This is a genomic window from Pseudomonas kulmbachensis (assembly GCF_963681935.1).
Taxonomy (GTDB): Bacteria; Pseudomonadota; Gammaproteobacteria; order Pseudomonadales; family Pseudomonadaceae; genus Aquipseudomonas; species Aquipseudomonas kulmbachensis.
Genome location: NZ_OY817088.1, coordinates 1,449,753 through 1,467,955, shown reverse-complemented (window position 1 = coordinate 1,467,955; position 18,203 = coordinate 1,449,753). Strand labels below are relative to the sequence as shown.

The window sequence follows — 18,203 nt, the reverse complement described above, 5'->3', positions numbered from 1 at the left end:
CGAACGCAGCCTCGTTCCTTCGGCAGCTGCTACAAGTGATCGCCAGCCTGTTAACACCCCACCCCTTCATGCCCAGGGCTGCGCTCAAAGTAGCGCTTGTACTCACGACTGAACTGCGAAGTACTTTGATAGCCCACGCGCTCCGCCACTTGCGCTACACCCAGCCCTTCACTCAACAGCAACTGCTGTGCCCGCAACAGGCGCAGGCGCTTGAGGTACTGCACCGGCGACAGCAAGGTGCTGCGCTTGAAATGCTCATGAAAGGTGGATGCGCTCATATTTGCGCAACGGGCCAGCGTCTCGACATTCAGCGGCTGCGCAAAATGCTCGTGCAAATAACTCAACGACGCCGCCACCCGCGCAAACTGCCCTTGCTGCTCGACCAACGCGCGCAACACACCTGCCTGCGGTCCGCGCAATGCCGCGAACAGCACCTCACGCAACCGCGCCTGCCCCATGATCCGGCACTCCAGCGGATCATGCAGGCAGCGCAGCAGACGCTCGACCGCCTCGCGCATGGCGTCATCCAAAACCGCCGAGGTCATCGACTCCGGCGTCTGCGCCACTGCACTGCGGTCAGGAGCCAGACCCATCGCCAGCACCAACTCCCCCAGTACGGCGCGATCGATACTGATCGCAACTCCCAGCAATGGCATCTCTTCGCTGGCAAAGGTTTCACACTCGAAAGGCACCGAAAGTGCCTGCACCAGATAATGCCCGGCGCCGTACTCCAGAGTGCGCTGCCCCAGATAGGCCAACTTACTGCCTTGGGCAATCACCATTAGGCTAGGCTCATAGATCTGCGGCATACGGGCCACCACCCGGCATGCAGAAACCACCCGAACTTCAGGCAGCAGAGTCGACACAAAACCGGTTTGTGTCGCCAATGGTTCGATCAAAGACACCAGCGCGGCATTCTCATCTCGGTGACGAGTCAAAAACATGGATAAAGTTTCACAAGAGGATTAGACAGCCGCATCTTCGCAGAATTGGTCAATAAAGCGACAGTTCGCACGCGACGCCGGAGTATTAGGCATGACTTGCGGAGGAATCGTCATAGTCCTGCAAAGCATCAAGGCGCAAAATCGCCTCCTCTTCACAGTTAACGTTTCGCGAGGTTCTCATGTCCACTGTCACTTATAACGCTATCGGTTATGCCGCTCAGAATGCCAAGGCACCTCTGGCCCCGATGCAGTTCAACCGCCGCGCCCCGCGCCCGGATGACGTATCCATCGAAGTGCTGTACTGCGGCGTTTGTCACTCCGACATTCACCAGGCTCGCAATGACTGGGGCTTCGCGACTTACCCGCTGATGCCGGGCCATGAAATCGTCGGCAAAGTAACCGCGATCGGCAGCAACGTCACCAAGCACAAGGTCGGCGATCTGGTCGGTGTAGGCTGCATGGTCGATTCGTGCCGCACCTGCTCGGCGTGCAAGGAAGACCTGGAGCAATACTGCCTGGAAGGCATGACCCAGACCTACGCCAGCCCGGACCGCATTGACGGCACGCTGACCATGGGTGGCTACTCAAGCAACATGGTAGTCAGCGAGCACTTCGTACTGAGCATCCCGAAAAACCTCGACCCGGCCAGCGCCGCACCGCTGCTGTGTGCCGGTATCACCACCTTTTCGCCACTGCAACACTACGGCGTAGAGCCGGGCGACAAGGTCGGGATTCTGGGCATGGGCGGCCTGGGCCACATGGGCATCAAGTTCGCCAAGGCCATGGGCGCTGAAGTGACCCTGTTCACCCGCTCCCAAGCCAAGGCCGAAGAAGCCTACCGTCAAGGTGCCGACCACGTGATCGTGTCCACCGACCCGGAGCAGATGAAAGCCGCGGCCGGTAGCTTCAACTTCCTGCTGGATACCATTCCGGTGCCGCACGACCTGAACCCGTACCTCGAAACCCTGGCGTTTGACGGCGTGCATATTCTGGTGGGTTTGATCGAGCCGGTTGAGCCAGCACTGAACGCCTTTAACCTGGTGTTCAAGCGCCGCGTACTGGCCGGTTCGCTGATCGGCGGCATCGCTGAAACCCAGGAAATGCTGGATTTCAGTGCTGAACACGGGATTACCTGTGACATCGAAATGCTCGACATCAAAAACATCAACGAAGCCTTTGAACGCGTAGTTAAAGGCGACGTGAAGTACCGCTTCGTGATCGACATGAAAACGCTGAAGGCCTAAGCGTATCAGCGTTTGTGGGAGCGAGCAGGCTCGCTCCCACCGTTGTGTGCAGTGCGCTTTACCCGCCCAACTCCGCCGATATCTGCTGCGCTGCATGGGTAATGACCGGGATCAACCCGGTCATCTTCTCCAGTGACATGTAAGGCACGGTGCTGGCGATACTGATCGCAGCCACGATGTTGCGGCTGGCATCACGGATCGGCGCCGCCACACAACGGATCGACGGTTCGTTGTCTTCCAGGTCAAACGCATAGCCGCCCGCTACATAGCTGCGCATGCGCTCCTCGAACTGCTCCCACGAAGGCTCCTGATGATCTGGCCACAGCGGATTTTTACCGCCTGCCAGTTGCCCGGCTTCATACAACCGTCGCCACTCGTCCAGAGGGGAATCCAGCAACATCGCCTTGCCGATCCCGGTTCGCGCCAACGGCATGCGATGCCCTACCCGCGAACGCATTTCCGGGCCATTGCGCCCCGGGTTCTTGTGCAGGTACAGCACTTCATCATCCTCACGCACCGCCAAATGAATGGTGTCGCCGGTCAACACCGACAACTCGTCCAGATATGGTCCCGCCAGCGTCACCAGCGGCAACTCTTCACGGGCCTGAAAACCCAGCTCGATCAGTTTGGGCCCCAGCAGATACCCCACTTTTGGCAACACCCGCAGGTAACGTTCATCCACCAGGCAACTGGCCAGACGATGCGTAGTGCTGCGCGTGGTCCCGATCACCCGAGCGATGTCCTTGAGGTCGCGCGCGCCATTGGCCACGGCCTGCACCACCGCCAGCCCGCGGAGCAAGGTTTGAGTACCGGTGGGTGCGATTTTTGTGGAGTCGTCCTGCATAGCCAGCCTTTCCATTGAGAGGGGGGGGGAGAACCGGGCAGCATTATGGTCGCCCGGCGGGCTGACTTCTACAGTTCGATCCGCTCAACCTTGCCCACCAGCAAGATGTAAGACAGAGCCCCCAGCAACGCCAGCACCGAAATATAGGTAATTGCCGGAGCAAACGAGTCGCCGCTGGCCAGAAAGCCGATCACGATTGGCGTGGTGATCGCTGACAGGTTGCCGATAAAGTTGAACACCCCGCCGGTCAGCCCCAGCAGCCGTGCCGGAGCCAGGGTCGAGACCAGCGACCAAGTGATCGAGGCCAGCCCGTTACCGAAAAACGCCAAGGCCAGGAACGCAATGACCAGCGGCGTTGAATCGACAAAGTTGGCGCCAATGATCGAGGTCGAAATCAGTAGCCCGGAAATGATCGGCAGCTTGCGGGCAAAGCCCACCGAGTACCCGCGACGGATCAACCAGTCGGAGAAGAACCCCGAACATAGCACCCCCACAAACGCGGCCAAAAACGGCAGCGAAGCCAGCAAGCCGGACTTGATAAAGTCCATGCCACGGTATTTAACCAGGTAGGTCGGAAACCAGGTCAGGAAGAACCACAGCGTCGAGTTCAGGCAGAACTGCCCCAGATAGATACCCCACAGCTTGCGCTTGCTCAGCACAATGCCCAGGTCCAGCCAACTGAACGGTGCCTTGCGCTCGGCGGTTTGGCTCTGGATATCCACCAGCCCGCCGCCCTCGGCGATCAGGTCGATTTCAGCCTGGTTGACGCCCTTGAAGTCACGGGGCTCTCGGTACACCGCGTACCAGATCCCGGCCCAGAGAATCCCCACCACACCGGTGCTGACAAACACCATGTGCCAGCCCCACTGATGCTGCAGCCAGGCCAGGACCGGGGTCAGAAACGCCAACCCGACAAACTGTCCGGAGGTGTAAAAGCCAATAGCGGTGGCGCGTTCGCGTTCAGGAAACCAGGTGGTCACCACGCGGCTGTTGATCGGGTACGCCGGGGCTTCCAGCGCGCCCACCGCCATACGCAACACGAACAGGGCGATAAAGCTCGCCGCAAAGCCGAGCATCACCGTGGCCACCGACCACAGCAGCAGGGCAACGCTGTAGAGAATGCGCGGCGGCACGCGGTCCACCAGCCAACCACCGGGTATCTGCATGGCGGCGTAGGTCCAGCCGAATGCCGAGAAAATCAGGCCGACATGAATCGGATCGATCCCCAGATCGCTGGTCAGTGCGGGGGCGGCAATCGACAGGTTGCTACGGTCCAGATAGTTGATCACCACGGTGATAAACAACAGCACCATGATGAAAAAACGCTTACGGCTAGGCGCCACTAAAATCGCAGGCGCGACAGTGCTTGAAGATGACATGGGCATGCCTCTTTTTTATGGTTATTGAGGTCGTTGACTGACACCTGTAGCCGCTGCCGAAGGCTGCGGTGGGTTGCGAAGCAACCCTGTTTTGAAGGGCCTTCGACCCTTTTCGCAGCTTGCGGCAGCGGCTACATGAGTGGCATTACCACTCGGCAAAGCTGCCATCGGCATGGCGCCAGATCGGGTTGCGCCAGCGGTGGCCTACCAGCGCTCGCTCGCGCACATATTCTTCGTTGATCTCAATGCCCAGGCCTGGGCCGTTGGGGATTTTGACGAAACCCTTGTCGTAGTCGAATACAGCTGGATCCTTGACGTAATCGAGCAGGTCGTTGCTTTCGTTGTAATGGATACCCAGGCTTTGCTCCTGGATAAACGCGTTGTAGCAAACCGCATCCAGTTGCAGGCACGCCGCCAGCGCAATCGGCCCCAGCGGGCAGTGCAAGGCCAGCGCCACGTCATAGGCCTCGGCCATGTTGGCAATTTTGCGGGTTTCGGTGATGCCGCCCGCATGGGATGCATCCGGCTGGATGATGTCGACATAACCTTCGCTGAGCACCCGCTTGAAGTCCCAGCGCGAAAACAGCCGCTCACCCAGGGCAATCGGGGTACTGGTCAACGGCGCCAGTTCCTTGAGTGCTTCATAGTTTTCGCTGAGCACCGGCTCTTCGATAAACATCAGCTTGTACGGGTCCAGCTCCTTCATCAGCACCTTGGCCATTGGCTTGTGCACGCGACCATGAAAGTCCACGCCGATCCCGACATTAGGCCCGACCGCATCACGCACGGCAGCAACGTTGGCCAGTGCCAGGTCGACTTTTTCGAAGCTGTCGACAAATTGCAGCTCTTCAGTGCCGTTCATTTTGACCGCGGTAAAGCCCCGACTGACAGCCTCCATGGCCGCTTTGGCGGTGTCGGCCGGGCGGTCGCCACCGATCCACGAATACACGCGGATCTTGTCGCGCACCTGTCCACCCAACAGATCACTGACCGACACTCCCAGCGCCTTGCCCTTGATGTCCCACAGTGCCTGATCGATACCGGCCAGGGCGCTCATGTGCACCGCCCCGCCACGGTAAAAACCGCCGCGATAGAGCACGGTCCAGATGTCTTCGATATTGCGCGGGTCTTTTCCGATCAGATAATCCGACAGCTCATCTACCGCAGTTGCCACGGTATGGGCACGGCCTTCGACCACGGGCTCGCCCCAGCCAGTCACGCCTTCATCGGTTTCGATCTTCAGGAACAACCAGCGCGGCGGAACCAGATAGGTTGTCAGTTTGGTGATTTTCATCGTGTTATCTCTCTTGTTCTATTGAGCGCCGCAGCGCCAGTCAGTTGGCCTGACGCCGGGTATTCCAGGCGTGTACATAGGCCTTGGCGCAAACCGCCACTTGGTCCGGGCTCATCCCTGGCTTGAACAGACCCGAGCCCAGGCCGAAACCGGAGACGCCGGCATCCACAAACACCTGCATGTTGTCCGGGGTAATCCCGCCGACCGGGATCAGCAACGTCCCGGCAGGCAATACCGCCAGCCAGGCCTTGACCACGGCCGGGCCCATTTGCTCGGCCGGAAACATCTTCAGCACGTCGGCACCTTCGGCCAGCGCAGCAAAGGCTTCGGTAGGCGTGGCGACACCCGGCGACAAGTACAGACCAGCCGCCTTGGCCGCACGCAGCACTTTCGGATCGCTGTGGGGCATGACAATCACCTGCCCGCCTGCGGCCTTGACTTGCGCGACCTGCTCCGGCGTCAGCACCGTCCCCGCGCCGACCAGGCAGTCGGCGGGCAAGGTGCTGCGCAAAATACGGATGCTCTCGTAGGGCTCGGGAGAATTGAGCGGCACTTCAAGGGTACGAAACCCCTCGTCATACAGCACTTTTCCGATAGCTTGCGCCTCTTGAGGACGCAGACCGCGAAGGATGGCAATCAATCCGTTTTGTGCCAGTGCTTGCTTGAGCATCTCAGGCCTCCAGATGAGTGTGTTGGAGCAATCCGGCCGCTTGGGCCAAATGCCATAAACCCTGTTCGGTGGCCTGTTCTGCCAGGCTCACATCGGCAAACCCGCAGGCGCCAAGCGCCCGTTGATAGCGTTCACACAATTGGGAATTGCCGATCAGAATGATGGTGGGTAACGGCTGCTCACCCAGGTGTTGACGCAGCACAGTGCTCAGCGCCGCCAGTTCATGGCCGATCAGCAGGCCGGAGACATAATCAGGCTGCTGCGTGGCGCTCAGTTGCCCGGTCAGGCCCAGAGTGCGTGCACTGAACAGAGTCGACAGCGGGCCGAGCTGGCCTGCGGGCGACAACGCCACCTGCACGCCGCGCTCGAACGCGGCCAGATCAAACTGCGCGCTGTGCTGCTGGGTGCGACCCAGGATCGTGTGGGCGCAGACGGCGGCATACAACTCGCCCGTCATGAAAGTATCGAAATGCACCAGGCAGCCGTCTTGTACTTGCACCCATTTGGAATGGCTACCCGGCAGGCCGATCAGGCAATCGTTGAGATGGGGCAGCGTTTGCAGGACGCCCAGTACCTGGGTTTCTTCGCCGCGCATCACGTTGGGCAGGACCGAGTGCTGGATCACCCCCGGCACGATATGCACCTCAACCCCGCGTACGCTGCGTACCGTCTGCAGGGCAGTGCTCAAGGCATTGAGGCTGGCCGGTGTTTCGCGGTACGCCACTTCACGCCAGCCCTGGGCGCTGCCAACCATGCCGCAGGCAATCACCGAGATACCGGGGTTGGCATCCAGCCAGTCACCGCATGCGTCATCGAATGCAAGCTCAAAGCCATCAGTGCACCAGTGACCTGCGACCAACCGTGCCGCGTTCGGTAACTGCATGATCCCGCTGGCCAGCGAGCGTGTTTTCAGCACTTGCCCGGCGCAGCCGAGCAAATAAGCACGAAGGGAGGTCGTCCCCCAATCGAGCGCGATCAATTGCGCCTGCATCGCTTCACCTGTTTTGTTTTTAGCAGTGAATGCCGTCAATCAGTGCAAGAGACTATAAACCGAGGCCGCTATAAATCTCAACATATAAAATGCAGTCTCATATATAGGGATTCAAGCTTTTGTCTGATCGCGATAGAATCACCGCGATCAGGCAAATGCACCGAGTAGCCCGCATTGGGAGCAAGCCGCCGCCCCCTGAGCTATCAGCGTTGTTTCAACCGGTCGATCACCACCGCCAGCAGCAGGATCGAACCGCGGATCACGTACTGGTAGAAGGTGTCGATGTTCTTGAGGTTCATCGCATTTTCGATAATGGCCAGGATCAACACCCCCGCAATCACGTGCCGGATCATCCCAACCCCGCCGCTCAGCGACACTCCGCCCAATACGCAGGCCGAGATCACGGTCAGTTCGAAGCCCTGCCCAATCATCGGCTGGCCCGAGGTCATGCGCGATGCGAGGATCACCCCCGCCAGCGCACCGATCAGCCCGTGTACGGCGAAGATGATGATTTTGGTTCGGTCGACATTGACTCCCGCCAGCAACGCCGCTTCCGGGTTGCCGCCAATGGCCATGGTGTTGCGACCATAGGTGGTGTAGTTCAGCAGCCAGCCAAAAAACAGGAAGCACACAATGGTGATCAGGATCGGCACCGGCACGCCAAACAACTGACCGTTGCCGAAGACGAAGAACGACTCCTGGGACACCCCGACCGCCTTGCCGTTGGCGAAGATATACGCCAGGCCACGCACGATTTGCATGGTCGCCAGCGTGGTGATCAATGCATTGACCCGCAATTTGGCGATCACGATGCCGTTGACCAGGCCGACAATCAGCCCCATGCCCAACGCTGCACTAACGCCCAGAAACACGCTGTCGGTGTCACGCATGACCACCGCCGCCACGACCCCGGAACAGGCGATTACCGAGCCTACTGACAAGTCGAAATGCCCCGACGCCAGACAATAGAGCATGGTGCAGGCGGCAATCCCGGTGGTGGAAATCGCCAGCCCCAGGCCGCGCATGTTCAACGGCGACAGGAAGTTGTCGATCAGCAAGGTGCACAGCAGGAAGATCGCCAGCGCCGCCAGCAACATTACCCAGTCATCGAGAAAGCGTCGCAGATCCAAGGGTTTGCGCGCAGCGGGCAGTGACGTATTTTGCATTGTCATAAAAACCTCTCAGTGGATCACGCCTTCAGCCGCGCCGGCCTGGCAAGGCCATTTGCAACAAGTTGGATTCATTAGCCTGGTCGCGAGGCAGTTCGCCGCATACCCGACCTTCACACAGCACCAGAATGCGGTCGCTGATGCCCATCACTTCCATCAGGTCGCTGGACACCACAATCACCGCAATACCGCTGACTGCCAGGGCATGGATGATTTGGTAGATCTCGGCCTTGGCGCCGATATCAATGCCCCGCGTCGGCTCGTCGAGCAGCAGCACTTTCATGGGCATCGACAACCAGCGGCCGAGAATGGCCTTCTGTTGATTGCCGCCGGACAGGTACATGATTTTCTGCGCTGCGCTTGGGGTTTTGACTTTCAGCGCCTTGATCTGCTTGTCGGCATTGCTGCGCTCCCACCCTCCGCGCAGCAGGCAACCCAGACTCGAGTGCGCGCCCCTGGCGCTGATATTGATGTTCTCCGCGACGCTGGCGAGCGGGATGATGCCCTCCTTTTTGCGGTCTTCCGGGCACAACAGTACCCCCGCATCAATTGCATCGCGGGGTGAGCGCAGCCTCAGTTCGCGGCCTTGCAGTTCAAGACTTCCGGCGCGGCAAGGGGTCAGCCCGCTGAGCAGGCGCAACAACTCGGTACGCCCTGCCCCCACCAGCCCGAACAGGCCCAGAATCTCGCCCTTGCGCACCTCGAAACTCACTGGCTCGCGCAACCCAGGGCCGAGCAGCCCCTGCACCTTGAGCGCCACCTCGCCGTGCTCACGCGGCCGGTAGTCATAAATATCCTGAATATCGCGCCCCACCATGCAGGTCACCAACTGGTCGTGGCTCAAGTCACTCATTTGCTCGAAAGTGCGCACGTAACGACCGTCCTTGAACACCGTGACCGCATCGCAAATACGGAACACCTCTTCCATGCGATGGGACACGTAGAGCACCACTTTGCCCTCGTCGCGCAGACGGGTAATGATCGCCATCAGCCGATCGATCTCGCGCGCCGAGAGGCTGCTGGTCGGTTCATCGAAAGCAATTACATGGGCGCCACGGGACAGCGCCTTGGCGATTTCGATCAATTGGCGCTGGCCCAGCGACAAGCGCGCGACCTTTTCCTGCGGGTCGATTTCGTCGGCCAGGCCCTTGAGCAAGTCCAGCGCTTGCTGGCGCAGTACGCGGCGGTTGATCAGGCCAAAACGCGCAGGCAAATGCCCCAGGAACAGATTCTCGGCCACGGTCATTTCCGGCACCAGATGCAGCTCCTGGTGGATCACCGCCACCCCGCTGGCGATGCTTTCAGCCGTGGACTTGAAGGTCAGCGACTGTTCACCGATCTGCAAATGGCCGCTGCTGGGCTGATATGCCCCACCGAGTATCTTTAACAGCGTGGATTTACCCGCGCCGTTTTCGCCCATCAGCGCATGCACCTGCCCCGGATGGGCTATGAAGCTGATATCGGCCAGCGCCTGCACCCCGGGAAACTGTTTGCCTATCCCGCTGAACTGCAGGCTGGCGGTACTGCTCATTAACGAGTTCAATTCCACAGACCAATCTTGGTCAGCTCTTCCTGGAAGTTGTCTCGGGTGATCAGCGTCACCTCATCCATTGCGGTGTACAGCGGCGGCTCTTTGCCCTCGGTGATCCACTCAAACATCATGGTCGCGGTCTTGTAGCCTTCGATATGCGGGCTGGGCAGCATTGAGCCGAAGAAGCCGCTGTTGGCCTTTTTCAGTTCGCCAATGGCGTCAGTGCCATTAATGCCAATACCGATCACATTCGCTGGCGCAAAACCGGCACTTTCCGTGGCGCGCACGCCACCGAGCACGGTGCTGTCGTTCATCCCGCCGATAATCAGGTTCTTCGCCGCGACGGGCAGTTTGACCAGCGCCGAGTTGGTGGCGTCCATGCTGCCAGGCACATCGAGGGTTTTAAGCGCGGAGTACAGAATGTGATCGTCTGGCAGGCCCGCGGCCTTCAAGGATTTGACCGAGCCATCGGTGCGCTTTTTGCCGGTATCCAGTTCGTTAAAGGTGTTGATGACGGCGTAAGTGTCTTTCCAGTCCCAGTTGCGCTTTTTCGCTTCAGCGACCATCGCACTGCCCTGTTTCTCGCCGACTTCGAACGCCGCCATGCCCAGGTACGGCACATCCTCCATAAACTTGCCGCTGGCATCGACAAAGCGGTCATCCACGGCAATCACTTTCAGGCCGTTAAGTTTGGCCTTGGCCATGATCGCAGGACCGAGCCCCACATCCGGCGGGCAGATCACAAAACCCTGCGCGCCGTTGGCGGCCAAGCTGTCGATGGCCGACAGGGTTTTCTCGCCATCCGGTACGGCAATTTTAATCAGGGTGAAGCCTTTGTCCTTGGCGGCTTTTTCAGCAAACGCCCATTCGGTCTGGAACCAAGGCTCTTCAGCCTGCTTGACCAAAAAGCCGATCTTGACTTGCTCGGCGGCCAGCAGCGCACTACTCAGGCCGATGGCACTGACGGCCAATGCTGCACAACACAGGGAACGGATAACGGGACGCAATTTCATGGCAAACCCCTTGTTATTGTTTTTGAAGTGTTTGAGAGCCTGCTTCGTCCAGGCACAGGTTCAATCGTGGTACAGCACTGAACGCCCACCATCGATGGTGATACACGAGGCGTTGATAAACGGCGCTTCATCGCTGGCCAGGAACACGGCGGTCATTGCCACTTCCAGCGGCTGGCCGATGCGGCGCGGTGGGTGCAGATCGAGGGCGCGCTGACGCTCGGCGTGCGGGTCGGCGAAACCGTTCCAATAGTCAACGTTGAGTTGAGTCTCGATATAGCCCGGCGCGATAGCGTTGACCCGGATGCCCTTGGGCGCGTATTCGATGCCCAAGGCACGGGTCAGGCCGAGCAGGCCGTGTTTGGCCACCGGATACGGAAAGCAGCCGGGAATGATGTTGCTGGAATGGGTGGAGGCGATGTTGATGATGCTGCCCACGCCCTGCTCGATCATCTGTGGCAGTACCGCCTTGCAGCCATACCAGGCACCGTCCAGGTCGATGGCGAAACAGCGACGCCAGTCTTCCTCTGTCATCTGCAACGGATCACGGAACACGTTGACCCCGGCGCAGTTGACCAGCACATCGACCCGGCCATGCAGTTCCAGCGCCAGCGCCACCATCGCATGCAGGTCTGCCTGACAGGACACGTCGGCGCGGATCGCCTGCACGTCACCCCCTAGTTCACGCCAATGGGCAGCGACCTTTTCCACCTTCTCGGTCTGAATATCACTAATGACCAGTTTTGCCTGCTGCGACACAAAACTGGCGACTATGGCTTCGCCAATGCCCTGAGCGGCGCCAGTCAAGACGACCACTTTGTTCTTCAGGCGTTCGCCACGGGGCGGCTCGGCAACCGGCGGCAAGGATAGAGCTTCAGCCATTGATCAGGACTCCTGGGAACAGGCACGACGAAAACCGGGCATCTGTCGATGACCGGTTAAAAAACATGGGGGATCGGGTAGGACGTGCAGACGCGCCTGCGCGCAGAAGCACCCTGGGATAGTTCGGCATCACTTCACCTGTTTTGTTTTTTTAAGTGTGAGTGCGTAGAGCTGAGGCCGACTATAAACCCAGGGAGAATTAAATCTCAATATATAATTTTACATCCCATATTGAGGGATTTTATTGCGAGTCGGGTACAACCGACTGGTTCAGGGCTCAAGCCCGATGGTGAAAAACTCGCCTGCGCTCCAGACACCCAGCCAGTTTTGCCCGTCGACTTCGCGCACCACCGCCAGCTCGACCAGTTGGTAGAACACATTGCGATGGATCAGGGCTTCGAGATTGCGCCGCACGTGCAGGTAGGGCGCGGGTTCCTGAGTAACGGGGTCGATGACAATCCGCAGCGGGTGCTCGCTGCCGGCACTGATCGACTCGTCGACATTAGTGGTAAAGCGCAGGACTTGTTGCTCACCCTCACCGTCCACATCCAGGGCAACCGCGACAAAGGGCGCGTCATCGACTTTGATGCCGACCTTCTCTACCGGAGTGATCAGGAAATAATCATCGCCGTCGCGGCGAATGATGGTCGAGAACAGTTTGACCATGGGCTTGCGACCAATCGGCGTGCCCATGTAGTACCAGGTGCCATCGCGGGCGATGCGCATGTCGATGTCACCGCAAAACGCGGTATCCCACAAATGAACGGGTGGCAGGCCCTTGTCGGCCCTGGGGATTTGCGCCAACAAATTGCTGACGTCTACCGGCTCACTCATGGTGCTCTCCTCGACTTATTGATCGCTCAAGCCTATCAAGCTGCGGGCGTACTTGGCGAGCGGCGGGCCGATCAGGTCGGCGGGCTTGTTGTCATGGAACGTCAGCAAACCACCGCGACTGCGAATGGTGGCAGTGTCGATCAGATACTGGGTACTGGTCTCGATCAGCATCACCTGGATCACCCCACTGTCGATTCCCAGACGGCTGATTTCTTCCTGGTCGAGCCATTCATCGCTGTTGCCGATCCGGTCGTCCGCCCGGGCAAAGCGGGTGTACAGCAAATAGTGTGCGCCAAAGCTGCGGGCCTCGGTCATTGCCTGGTCGAGCCCCAACGGCTGCTTGGCACGGCGCACCATCGGGAAGTATTCGACAAAGCCGTTATAGGCTTCTTCAGCCACCACATTGGGCCGCACATTGGGATCACCGACCGGAGCAAATGCCCCTTGGGCGATGTAGATAAAGGAATCCGGCTGGATGCGCAGCGAGTTGCTGCGCCGAGTGTTGCTGTGATCAAGCAGGCCCGCGTCACTCATCTGATAGCGCGCACCTTCGCCCAGATCGCTGACCGTCATGCAGCCGCCCAGTGCCAAAAAAGCCAGCCAAATAATCAGACCACGCATCCCGCTCTCCCGATGGCCGGTGACAGAAAACCGGCGAATAGTCGCGTGATGCAGATTGCGCGCCAGTTTTAGCGGAACAGTAGATAGGTCAAGCCCCTGTGGGAGCGAGCCTGCTCGCGAATGATCTTCGCGAGCAGGCTCGCTCCCACATTTGATGTATCTCTGCCGCCGCGAGTACTTTAGCCGCCGATGATCTTCATCACGGTGGCGCCGCCAGAGAAAGCGACTTCCTGCTTGTCGCCCAGGGCTTTCATCAGCAAGCCTTGCAGCGCAGGCAGGGCCTGGTGGCGCGGCTTGTTCAGCAGGTCGCCAACATAGTGGCGATTGCTCGACGACAGGCAACCATGCAGCCATCCCGTGGAAGACAGGCGCAAACGCGAGCAGGTTCGGCAGAAGGGCACGCTTTCGTTGGCAATTACCCCAAAATAACCCTGACCTGGGATCTGGTAGCGCACCGCCGTGGCATCAATTGGCGCATCGGCCTGCAAGTACTCGTAGCGCTCGCCAATCAGCGCCAACAGCTGTTGCAGGCTGACAAACTGTTGCAGGAAGGCATTGCCATCACTGGCCAGATGCCCCATGCGCATCAGTTCGATAAAGCGCAGTTCATAGCCGCGCTCCAGGCAATACTCCAGCAGCGGCATGACCTGATCCAGGTTCTGTCCGCGCAAGGGAACCATATTGACCTTGATCTTGATCCCCGCGTCACCGGCCTGCTGCATGCCGTCGAGCACGGTTGGCAGGTCGCCACCCCGAGCAATACGGCGAAATGCGTCAGCATCAAGCGTATCGAGGGAGACGTTGATGCGACGAATACCCGCGTCCAGCAACAGCGGCAATTTGCGCGCAAGTAATTGGCCATTGGTCGTCAGGCTGATATCGCTCAAACCCAACCGCCCGACTTCGCGCATAAAGGTTTCAAGCTTGGGGCTGACCAGCGGTTCACCCCCGGTGATACGCAAGCGTTCAATGCCTGCGGCCTCAATCAGATAGGCCACCCCGCGCACCATCGCTTCGGCCGACAGCTCATCCTGCGCTGCAACCAGCCGCTTGCCGTTGGGCACACAGTAGGTGCAGGCATAGTTGCAGGCAGAGGTCAGACTAAGACGCAAATTGCGAAAACGTCTGCCTTGGCGATCAACGATCATGGATGACTCCGGCACGGGGAAAATGGGGCGCGCCAAAACCTGACTCATAAATCAAGTTTTAGCAAGACCCAAGCCTGAGTATAAGCTTCAAGGCCATAAGCCATGAAGGAAATGCTTACTGCCCTGACTCTACAGCCGGGGTCTCAGGGTCACGCTTGCGCTTGTTGCCCATGCGCACGCCGATATCCATCAGGAACTGGAAAAAGCCTTCCTGATCTTCCAGCACATTGCTCCAGAACGGCGAGTGATACAGCGCCACCGCGCCGTGCACCAGAGCCCAGGCCGCACAGTAATGGAAGTAAGGCGGTACGTCTTCAAGCTTGCCTTCGCTGATACGACCCTTGATCAGCAGGGTCAGGCGCTCAAAGTTGGATGCGCGAATCTTGTGCAGTTCTTCGACCAGTTCAGGCACCTGATTGCCCTTGACGACCTTTTCTTCAAGGCGATCAAACAACCGGTAGCGCTGCGGGTCACGCATGCGAAATTCAAAGTAGGCACGCGACAGCGCCTCTTTGTCTTTATCCACATCAGCAGAATGCAGCAGCTCATTCAAATCACGCTCGTAGTCGAGCATCAGGCGCAGGTAAATCTCGGCCTTGGACTTGAAGTGCTTGTAGATCGTGCCTTTGCCGATACCTACGGCATCAGCAATCATCTCGACGGTGACACTGTCTTCACCCAGGTCGAGGAACAGCTTGAGCGCGGTATCGAGAATTTCCTGCTCGCGGCGACGAAACTCACGGACCTTACGGGGTTCTTTGTGCATAAGAAAAGGTCTGTTTGGGTCAAAATAGAAGCGGAGTATTATGCATTAGTCACGCTAAATTGCACGGATCATCCTGCATATCGATACGTTCAAACGATTTACCCAAGGGAAAGTGAGCACTCAAGCGAAGCTCGGGTATTCCAAATCTGTTTAAAAAACGATCAATCCTGACTGGACGTTCGACAAAGCTGACCAATACTTAACATGTCGGCGCAACATCCCCCCCAAAGTGTTTCGCCGATATTGGCACCAACGGAGTGCGTGCCACTGTTTTACTCCTAATGGTCTTAACCCGGATTCCCCAGAGCCCGGGTTTTTTTTGCTTTAAAAATATGCCGCATGCCTTAAATGTAGCCGCTGCCGCCGGCTGCGATCGGGCCCGCAGGGGGGCCGCCATTAGCGAAGGTCCTGCGGCCCTTGTCGCAGCCTGCGGCAGCGGCTACAGAATTATCCGACTCGTGCCAGCGGAAACAGGCGCTTGAAGTTTTCTGTAGTCTGCTCGGCAAAACGTTCGTAGGACTCACCGCGCAACATAGCCAGAAACTCGGCCACTTCACGTACGTACTGCGGCAGGTTCGGTTTGCCACGATACGGAATCGGGGCCAGGTAAGGCGAATCGGTCTCGACCAGCAAGCGATCGGCGGGCACCTGACGGGCCACATCGCGCAGGGCGTCGGCGTTGCGGAAGGTTACGATCCCCGACAACGAGATGTAATAGCCCATGTCCAGCGCGGCCTTGGCCATGTCCCAGTCTTCAGTGAAGCAGTGCAGCACACCGGCTTGGGGCAATGCCGCCTCACGCAGCATGGTCAGTGTATCGGCGCGAGCACCACGGGTATGAATCACTACCGGCTTGCCGGTCTGTTGAGCCGCCTCCAGATGCACCCGAAACGACAATTGCTGCAACTCGCCAGCTTCGGGCTCGTAGTGGTAGTCCAGTCCCGTCTCGCCAATCGCCACCACCCGTGGGTGATTCAACTCGCCCAGCAGCCAGTCCAGCGCTGGCGCCGCACCCGGCTGGACATCCAGCGGGTGGACGCCCACCGAACAATCTACATCGGCATACCGATCGGTCAGGGCTTTGACATCGGCCGCGTTGTCGGCACTTACCCCGATACACAGGAAATGCCCGACACCACGCTGGCGCGCAGCTTCAAGGGCGGCGTCCAGCGAGCCGTCATGGGCGCTCAGATCAAGACGATCGAGATGGCAATGGGAGTCAACCAGCATACAAAAATTACCTGTTTATCAATTCAGTCAAATCAGCGCTGGCCGGGCAGGCCAGCCCACTGCACCAGTAACGCTTCGATCAACAGATCACGATTAAGGTTGGCCTTGCTCAGCACTTTTTGGCGCTGGGCAAGAATCCAGTCCTGAATGCTCAGAACCTTGTCCTGCGGGGTCTTCTGCGCCAGGTATTGCAGCACTTTGCGCATATCCTCAAGCCCCAGACCGCTTTCGTCCTGAGTCAGTTGATAACGCAGGATCAGGTTCGACCAGTCGCAAAACCAGTCAAACAACAACAGCAGCGGGATAGCTTTCCAGCTTTCAGCCAATTGACTGGCCGACAGCTCGCGCTTGAGCAACTTTTTAACCCCGTCCACCACCGCTGCACGCTGCTCGCGAACACCCTGGGCCTGCAACTTGACCGCCGCCAGCGGCGAACCGGCGGCAAGGGTCAATAACTCAACCCGCTCGGCATCACTGCTGTCAGGCAGCGCCTTGGCCAGCCATTCGAGGCTCAACTCCCGGCTCGGCAGCGGGCAAGCCTGCTGCACGCAACGGCTGCGAATGGTCGGCAGCAATCGGCTGGACTGGTGGCTGACCAACAGCAAGATGGTGTTGCCCGATGGCTCTTCAAGGCTTTTGAGCAAGGCGTTGGCGGCGTTGATGTTCATCGACTCCACCGGCTCGACCAGCACCACCTTGCGCCCGCCCAATTGGGCGGTCTGCACCACAAAGCTGACCAGATCGCGCACCTGATCGACCTTGATCGCCTTGTCCGCCTCTTCCGGCTCAAGAATGTAGTTGTCGGGATGGCTCCCGGCCGCCAACAACGAACAGGACTTGCACGCGCCACAGGCTTCAAGCCCGACCGGCTGTTTACACAGCAGGCTGGCCATCAGCCGCTCGGCCAGCGCCCGCTTACCAATGCCCGCAGGCCCGTGCAGCAAATAGGCGTGAGCATGTTGCGCGCGCCCCGCCATGTGCTGCCACAGGTTGTCTTGCCACGGATAGGCCTCAGCCACGGTGCATGCCCAGCAGTTCTGGCAACAAGGCATCCAGCTGTCCCTGCACCTGCGCCAGGGTTTGCGCGGCATCAATCAGGCGATAGCGTGCAGGTTCTACAGCGGCACGGCCGAGATAGGTGCTGCGCACCGCATCGAAGAACGTGCGACCTTCCTGCTCAAAGCGATCCAGTCGTCCACGCGCACTGGCCCGGGCCATACCGACCTCAATCGGCAGATCAAACACCAGGGTCAGATCAGGCCGCAACGACCCTTGAACAAAGGTTTCAAGGGTCGCGATGCGTTCATGCGACAAGCCCCGACCGCCGCCCTGATAGGCGTACGTGGCATCGGTAAAGCGATCACATAGCACCACCGCCCCACGCTGCAAAGCCGGACGAATGACTTCGGCCAGATGCTGGGCACGGGCTGCGAATACCAGCAACAGCTCGGTATCGGCGCACATGGCGTCATCACTGGGCGTCAGCAGCAGTTCGCGGATACGCTCTGCCAACGGCGTGCCGCCAGGTTCACGGGTCAGCACCACGTCGATACCTTCGGCGCGCAAACGCTCTGCCAGGTATTCACGGTTGGTACTTTTGCCCGCGCCTTCGGGGCCTTCCAGGGTAATAAACAAGCCAGTCACAG

18 protein-coding genes are annotated in these 18,203 nt (G+C 59.1%); 1 reads left to right on the top strand and 17 read right to left on the bottom strand.

The window, feature by feature from the left end:
• Positions 1 to 50 precede the first annotated feature (50 nt).
• Entirely contained in the window at positions 51 to 944 is an 894-nt protein-coding gene (locus tag U5A05_RS06845; protein ID WP_261741372.1) for an AraC family transcriptional regulator, read from the bottom strand.
• A gap of 179 nt (positions 945 to 1,123) precedes the next feature.
• Here U5A05_RS06845 and U5A05_RS06840 point away from each other — a divergent pair, with 179 nt between their 5' ends.
• Entirely contained in the window at positions 1,124 to 2,188 is a 1,065-nt protein-coding gene (locus U5A05_RS06840) for an NAD(P)-dependent alcohol dehydrogenase (protein ID WP_261741371.1), read from the top strand.
• A 58-nt stretch (positions 2,189 to 2,246) separates the two neighbouring features.
• Here U5A05_RS06840 and U5A05_RS06835 read toward each other — a convergent pair whose 3' ends face one another.
• The 16 genes from U5A05_RS06835 to tmk form a co-directional block, all read right to left on the bottom strand.
• The gene (locus U5A05_RS06835) at positions 2,247 to 3,032 is read right to left on the bottom strand and encodes an IclR family transcriptional regulator (protein WP_261741370.1); all 786 of its coding nucleotides are present in this window, start codon (positions 3,030 to 3,032) and stop codon (positions 2,247 to 2,249) included.
• Positions 3,033 to 3,100: 68 nt separating this feature from the next.
• Positions 3,101 to 4,411 (bottom strand): MFS transporter, encoded by a 1,311-nt coding sequence (locus tag U5A05_RS06830; protein ID WP_261741369.1) that lies wholly within the window; start codon positions 4,409 to 4,411, stop codon positions 3,101 to 3,103.
• A gap of 145 nt (positions 4,412 to 4,556) precedes the next feature.
• Positions 4,557 to 5,705: a galactonate dehydratase gene (gene dgoD / locus U5A05_RS06825; protein ID WP_261741368.1), complete on the bottom strand. Its 1,149-nt coding sequence runs from the start codon at positions 5,703 to 5,705 to the stop codon at positions 4,557 to 4,559.
• A 40-nt stretch (positions 5,706 to 5,745) separates the two neighbouring features.
• Positions 5,746 to 6,375, bottom strand: coding sequence for a 2-dehydro-3-deoxy-6-phosphogalactonate aldolase (locus U5A05_RS06820; protein WP_261741367.1), 630 nt, complete (start codon positions 6,373 to 6,375; stop codon positions 5,746 to 5,748).
• Between the two features lies 1 nt (position 6,376).
• Positions 6,377 to 7,366: a 2-dehydro-3-deoxygalactonokinase gene (locus tag U5A05_RS06815; protein WP_321835988.1), complete on the bottom strand. Its 990-nt coding sequence runs from the start codon at positions 7,364 to 7,366 to the stop codon at positions 6,377 to 6,379.
• Positions 7,367 to 7,569: 203 nt separating this feature from the next.
• Positions 7,570 to 8,538, bottom strand: coding sequence for an L-arabinose ABC transporter permease AraH (gene araH / locus U5A05_RS06810; protein ID WP_261741365.1), 969 nt, complete (start codon positions 8,536 to 8,538; stop codon positions 7,570 to 7,572).
• Between the two features lie 25 nt (positions 8,539 to 8,563).
• Complete coding sequence (gene araG / locus U5A05_RS06805) at positions 8,564 to 10,066, bottom strand: L-arabinose ABC transporter ATP-binding protein AraG (RefSeq protein ID WP_321835987.1); 1,503 nt, start codon at positions 10,064 to 10,066, stop codon at positions 8,564 to 8,566.
• Positions 10,067 to 10,074: 8 nt separating this feature from the next.
• On the bottom strand, positions 10,075 to 11,079 hold the full coding sequence (locus U5A05_RS06800; protein WP_321835986.1) for a substrate-binding domain-containing protein: 1,005 nt from the start codon (positions 11,077 to 11,079) through the stop codon (positions 10,075 to 10,077).
• 60 nt (positions 11,080 to 11,139) lie between these two features.
• Positions 11,140 to 11,958, bottom strand: a complete 819-nt coding sequence (locus U5A05_RS06795; RefSeq protein WP_261741362.1) for an SDR family oxidoreductase — start codon at positions 11,956 to 11,958, stop codon at positions 11,140 to 11,142.
• 270 nt (positions 11,959 to 12,228) lie between these two features.
• A complete protein-coding gene (locus U5A05_RS06790; RefSeq protein ID WP_261741361.1) occupies positions 12,229 to 12,792 on the bottom strand; it encodes a DUF1285 domain-containing protein in 564 nt (187 codons plus the stop codon).
• Between the two features lie 15 nt (positions 12,793 to 12,807).
• The gene (locus U5A05_RS06785) at positions 12,808 to 13,413 is read right to left on the bottom strand and encodes a DUF4823 domain-containing protein (protein ID WP_321835985.1); all 606 of its coding nucleotides are present in this window, start codon (positions 13,411 to 13,413) and stop codon (positions 12,808 to 12,810) included.
• Between the two features lie 179 nt (positions 13,414 to 13,592).
• The gene (locus tag U5A05_RS06780) at positions 13,593 to 14,561 is read right to left on the bottom strand and encodes a GTP 3',8-cyclase MoaA (RefSeq protein WP_321835984.1); all 969 of its coding nucleotides are present in this window, start codon (positions 14,559 to 14,561) and stop codon (positions 13,593 to 13,595) included.
• A gap of 115 nt (positions 14,562 to 14,676) precedes the next feature.
• Positions 14,677 to 15,327, bottom strand: coding sequence for a TetR/AcrR family transcriptional regulator (locus tag U5A05_RS06775; RefSeq protein WP_261741358.1), 651 nt, complete (start codon positions 15,325 to 15,327; stop codon positions 14,677 to 14,679).
• 447 nt (positions 15,328 to 15,774) lie between these two features.
• Positions 15,775 to 16,557, bottom strand: coding sequence for a TatD family hydrolase (locus tag U5A05_RS06770; protein WP_261741357.1), 783 nt, complete (start codon positions 16,555 to 16,557; stop codon positions 15,775 to 15,777).
• A gap of 32 nt (positions 16,558 to 16,589) precedes the next feature.
• Positions 16,590 to 17,576, bottom strand: a complete 987-nt coding sequence (locus U5A05_RS06765) for a DNA polymerase III subunit delta' (protein WP_321835983.1) — start codon at positions 17,574 to 17,576, stop codon at positions 16,590 to 16,592.
• A complete protein-coding gene (gene tmk, locus U5A05_RS06760; protein ID WP_261741355.1) occupies positions 17,569 to 18,201 on the bottom strand; it encodes a dTMP kinase in 633 nt (210 codons plus the stop codon). The genes U5A05_RS06765 and tmk overlap by 8 nt, the downstream gene beginning before the upstream one ends.
• Positions 18,202 to 18,203 lie beyond the last annotated feature (2 nt).

What these genes read in the sequence shown, in the direction of transcription:
- araG (WP_321835987.1), bottom strand. Translation starts at nt 10,066, where the DNA reads ATGAGCAGTACCGCCAGCCTGCAGTTCAGCGGGATAGGCAAACAGTTT.
- U5A05_RS06815 (WP_321835988.1), bottom strand. Translation starts at nt 7,366, where the DNA reads ATGCAGGCGCAATTGATCGCGCTCGATTGGGGGACGACCTCCCTTCGT.
- araH (WP_261741365.1), bottom strand. Translation starts at nt 8,538, where the DNA reads ATGACAATGCAAAATACGTCACTGCCCGCTGCGCGCAAACCCTTGGAT.
- dgoD (WP_261741368.1), bottom strand. Translation starts at nt 5,705, where the DNA reads ATGAAAATCACCAAACTGACAACCTATCTGGTTCCGCCGCGCTGGTTG.
- U5A05_RS06840 (WP_261741371.1), top strand. Translation starts at nt 1,124, where the DNA reads ATGTCCACTGTCACTTATAACGCTATCGGTTATGCCGCTCAGAATGCC.
- U5A05_RS06835 (WP_261741370.1), bottom strand. Translation starts at nt 3,032, where the DNA reads ATGCAGGACGACTCCACAAAAATCGCACCCACCGGTACTCAAACCTTG.
- U5A05_RS06845 (WP_261741372.1), bottom strand. Translation starts at nt 944, where the DNA reads ATGTTTTTGACTCGTCACCGAGATGAGAATGCCGCGCTGGTGTCTTTG.
- U5A05_RS06820 (WP_261741367.1), bottom strand. Translation starts at nt 6,375, where the DNA reads ATGCTCAAGCAAGCACTGGCACAAAACGGATTGATTGCCATCCTTCGC.
- U5A05_RS06830 (WP_261741369.1), bottom strand. Translation starts at nt 4,411, where the DNA reads ATGTCATCTTCAAGCACTGTCGCGCCTGCGATTTTAGTGGCGCCTAGC.
- U5A05_RS06775 (WP_261741358.1), bottom strand. Translation starts at nt 15,327, where the DNA reads ATGCACAAAGAACCCCGTAAGGTCCGTGAGTTTCGTCGCCGCGAGCAG.
- U5A05_RS06790 (WP_261741361.1), bottom strand. Translation starts at nt 12,792, where the DNA reads ATGAGTGAGCCGGTAGACGTCAGCAATTTGTTGGCGCAAATCCCCAGG.
- U5A05_RS06800 (WP_321835986.1), bottom strand. Translation starts at nt 11,079, where the DNA reads ATGAAATTGCGTCCCGTTATCCGTTCCCTGTGTTGTGCAGCATTGGCC.
- U5A05_RS06785 (WP_321835985.1), bottom strand. Translation starts at nt 13,413, where the DNA reads ATGCGTGGTCTGATTATTTGGCTGGCTTTTTTGGCACTGGGCGGCTGC.
- U5A05_RS06780 (WP_321835984.1), bottom strand. Translation starts at nt 14,561, where the DNA reads ATGATCGTTGATCGCCAAGGCAGACGTTTTCGCAATTTGCGTCTTAGT.
- U5A05_RS06795 (WP_261741362.1), bottom strand. Translation starts at nt 11,958, where the DNA reads ATGGCTGAAGCTCTATCCTTGCCGCCGGTTGCCGAGCCGCCCCGTGGC.
- U5A05_RS06770 (WP_261741357.1), bottom strand. Translation starts at nt 16,557, where the DNA reads ATGCTGGTTGACTCCCATTGCCATCTCGATCGTCTTGATCTGAGCGCC.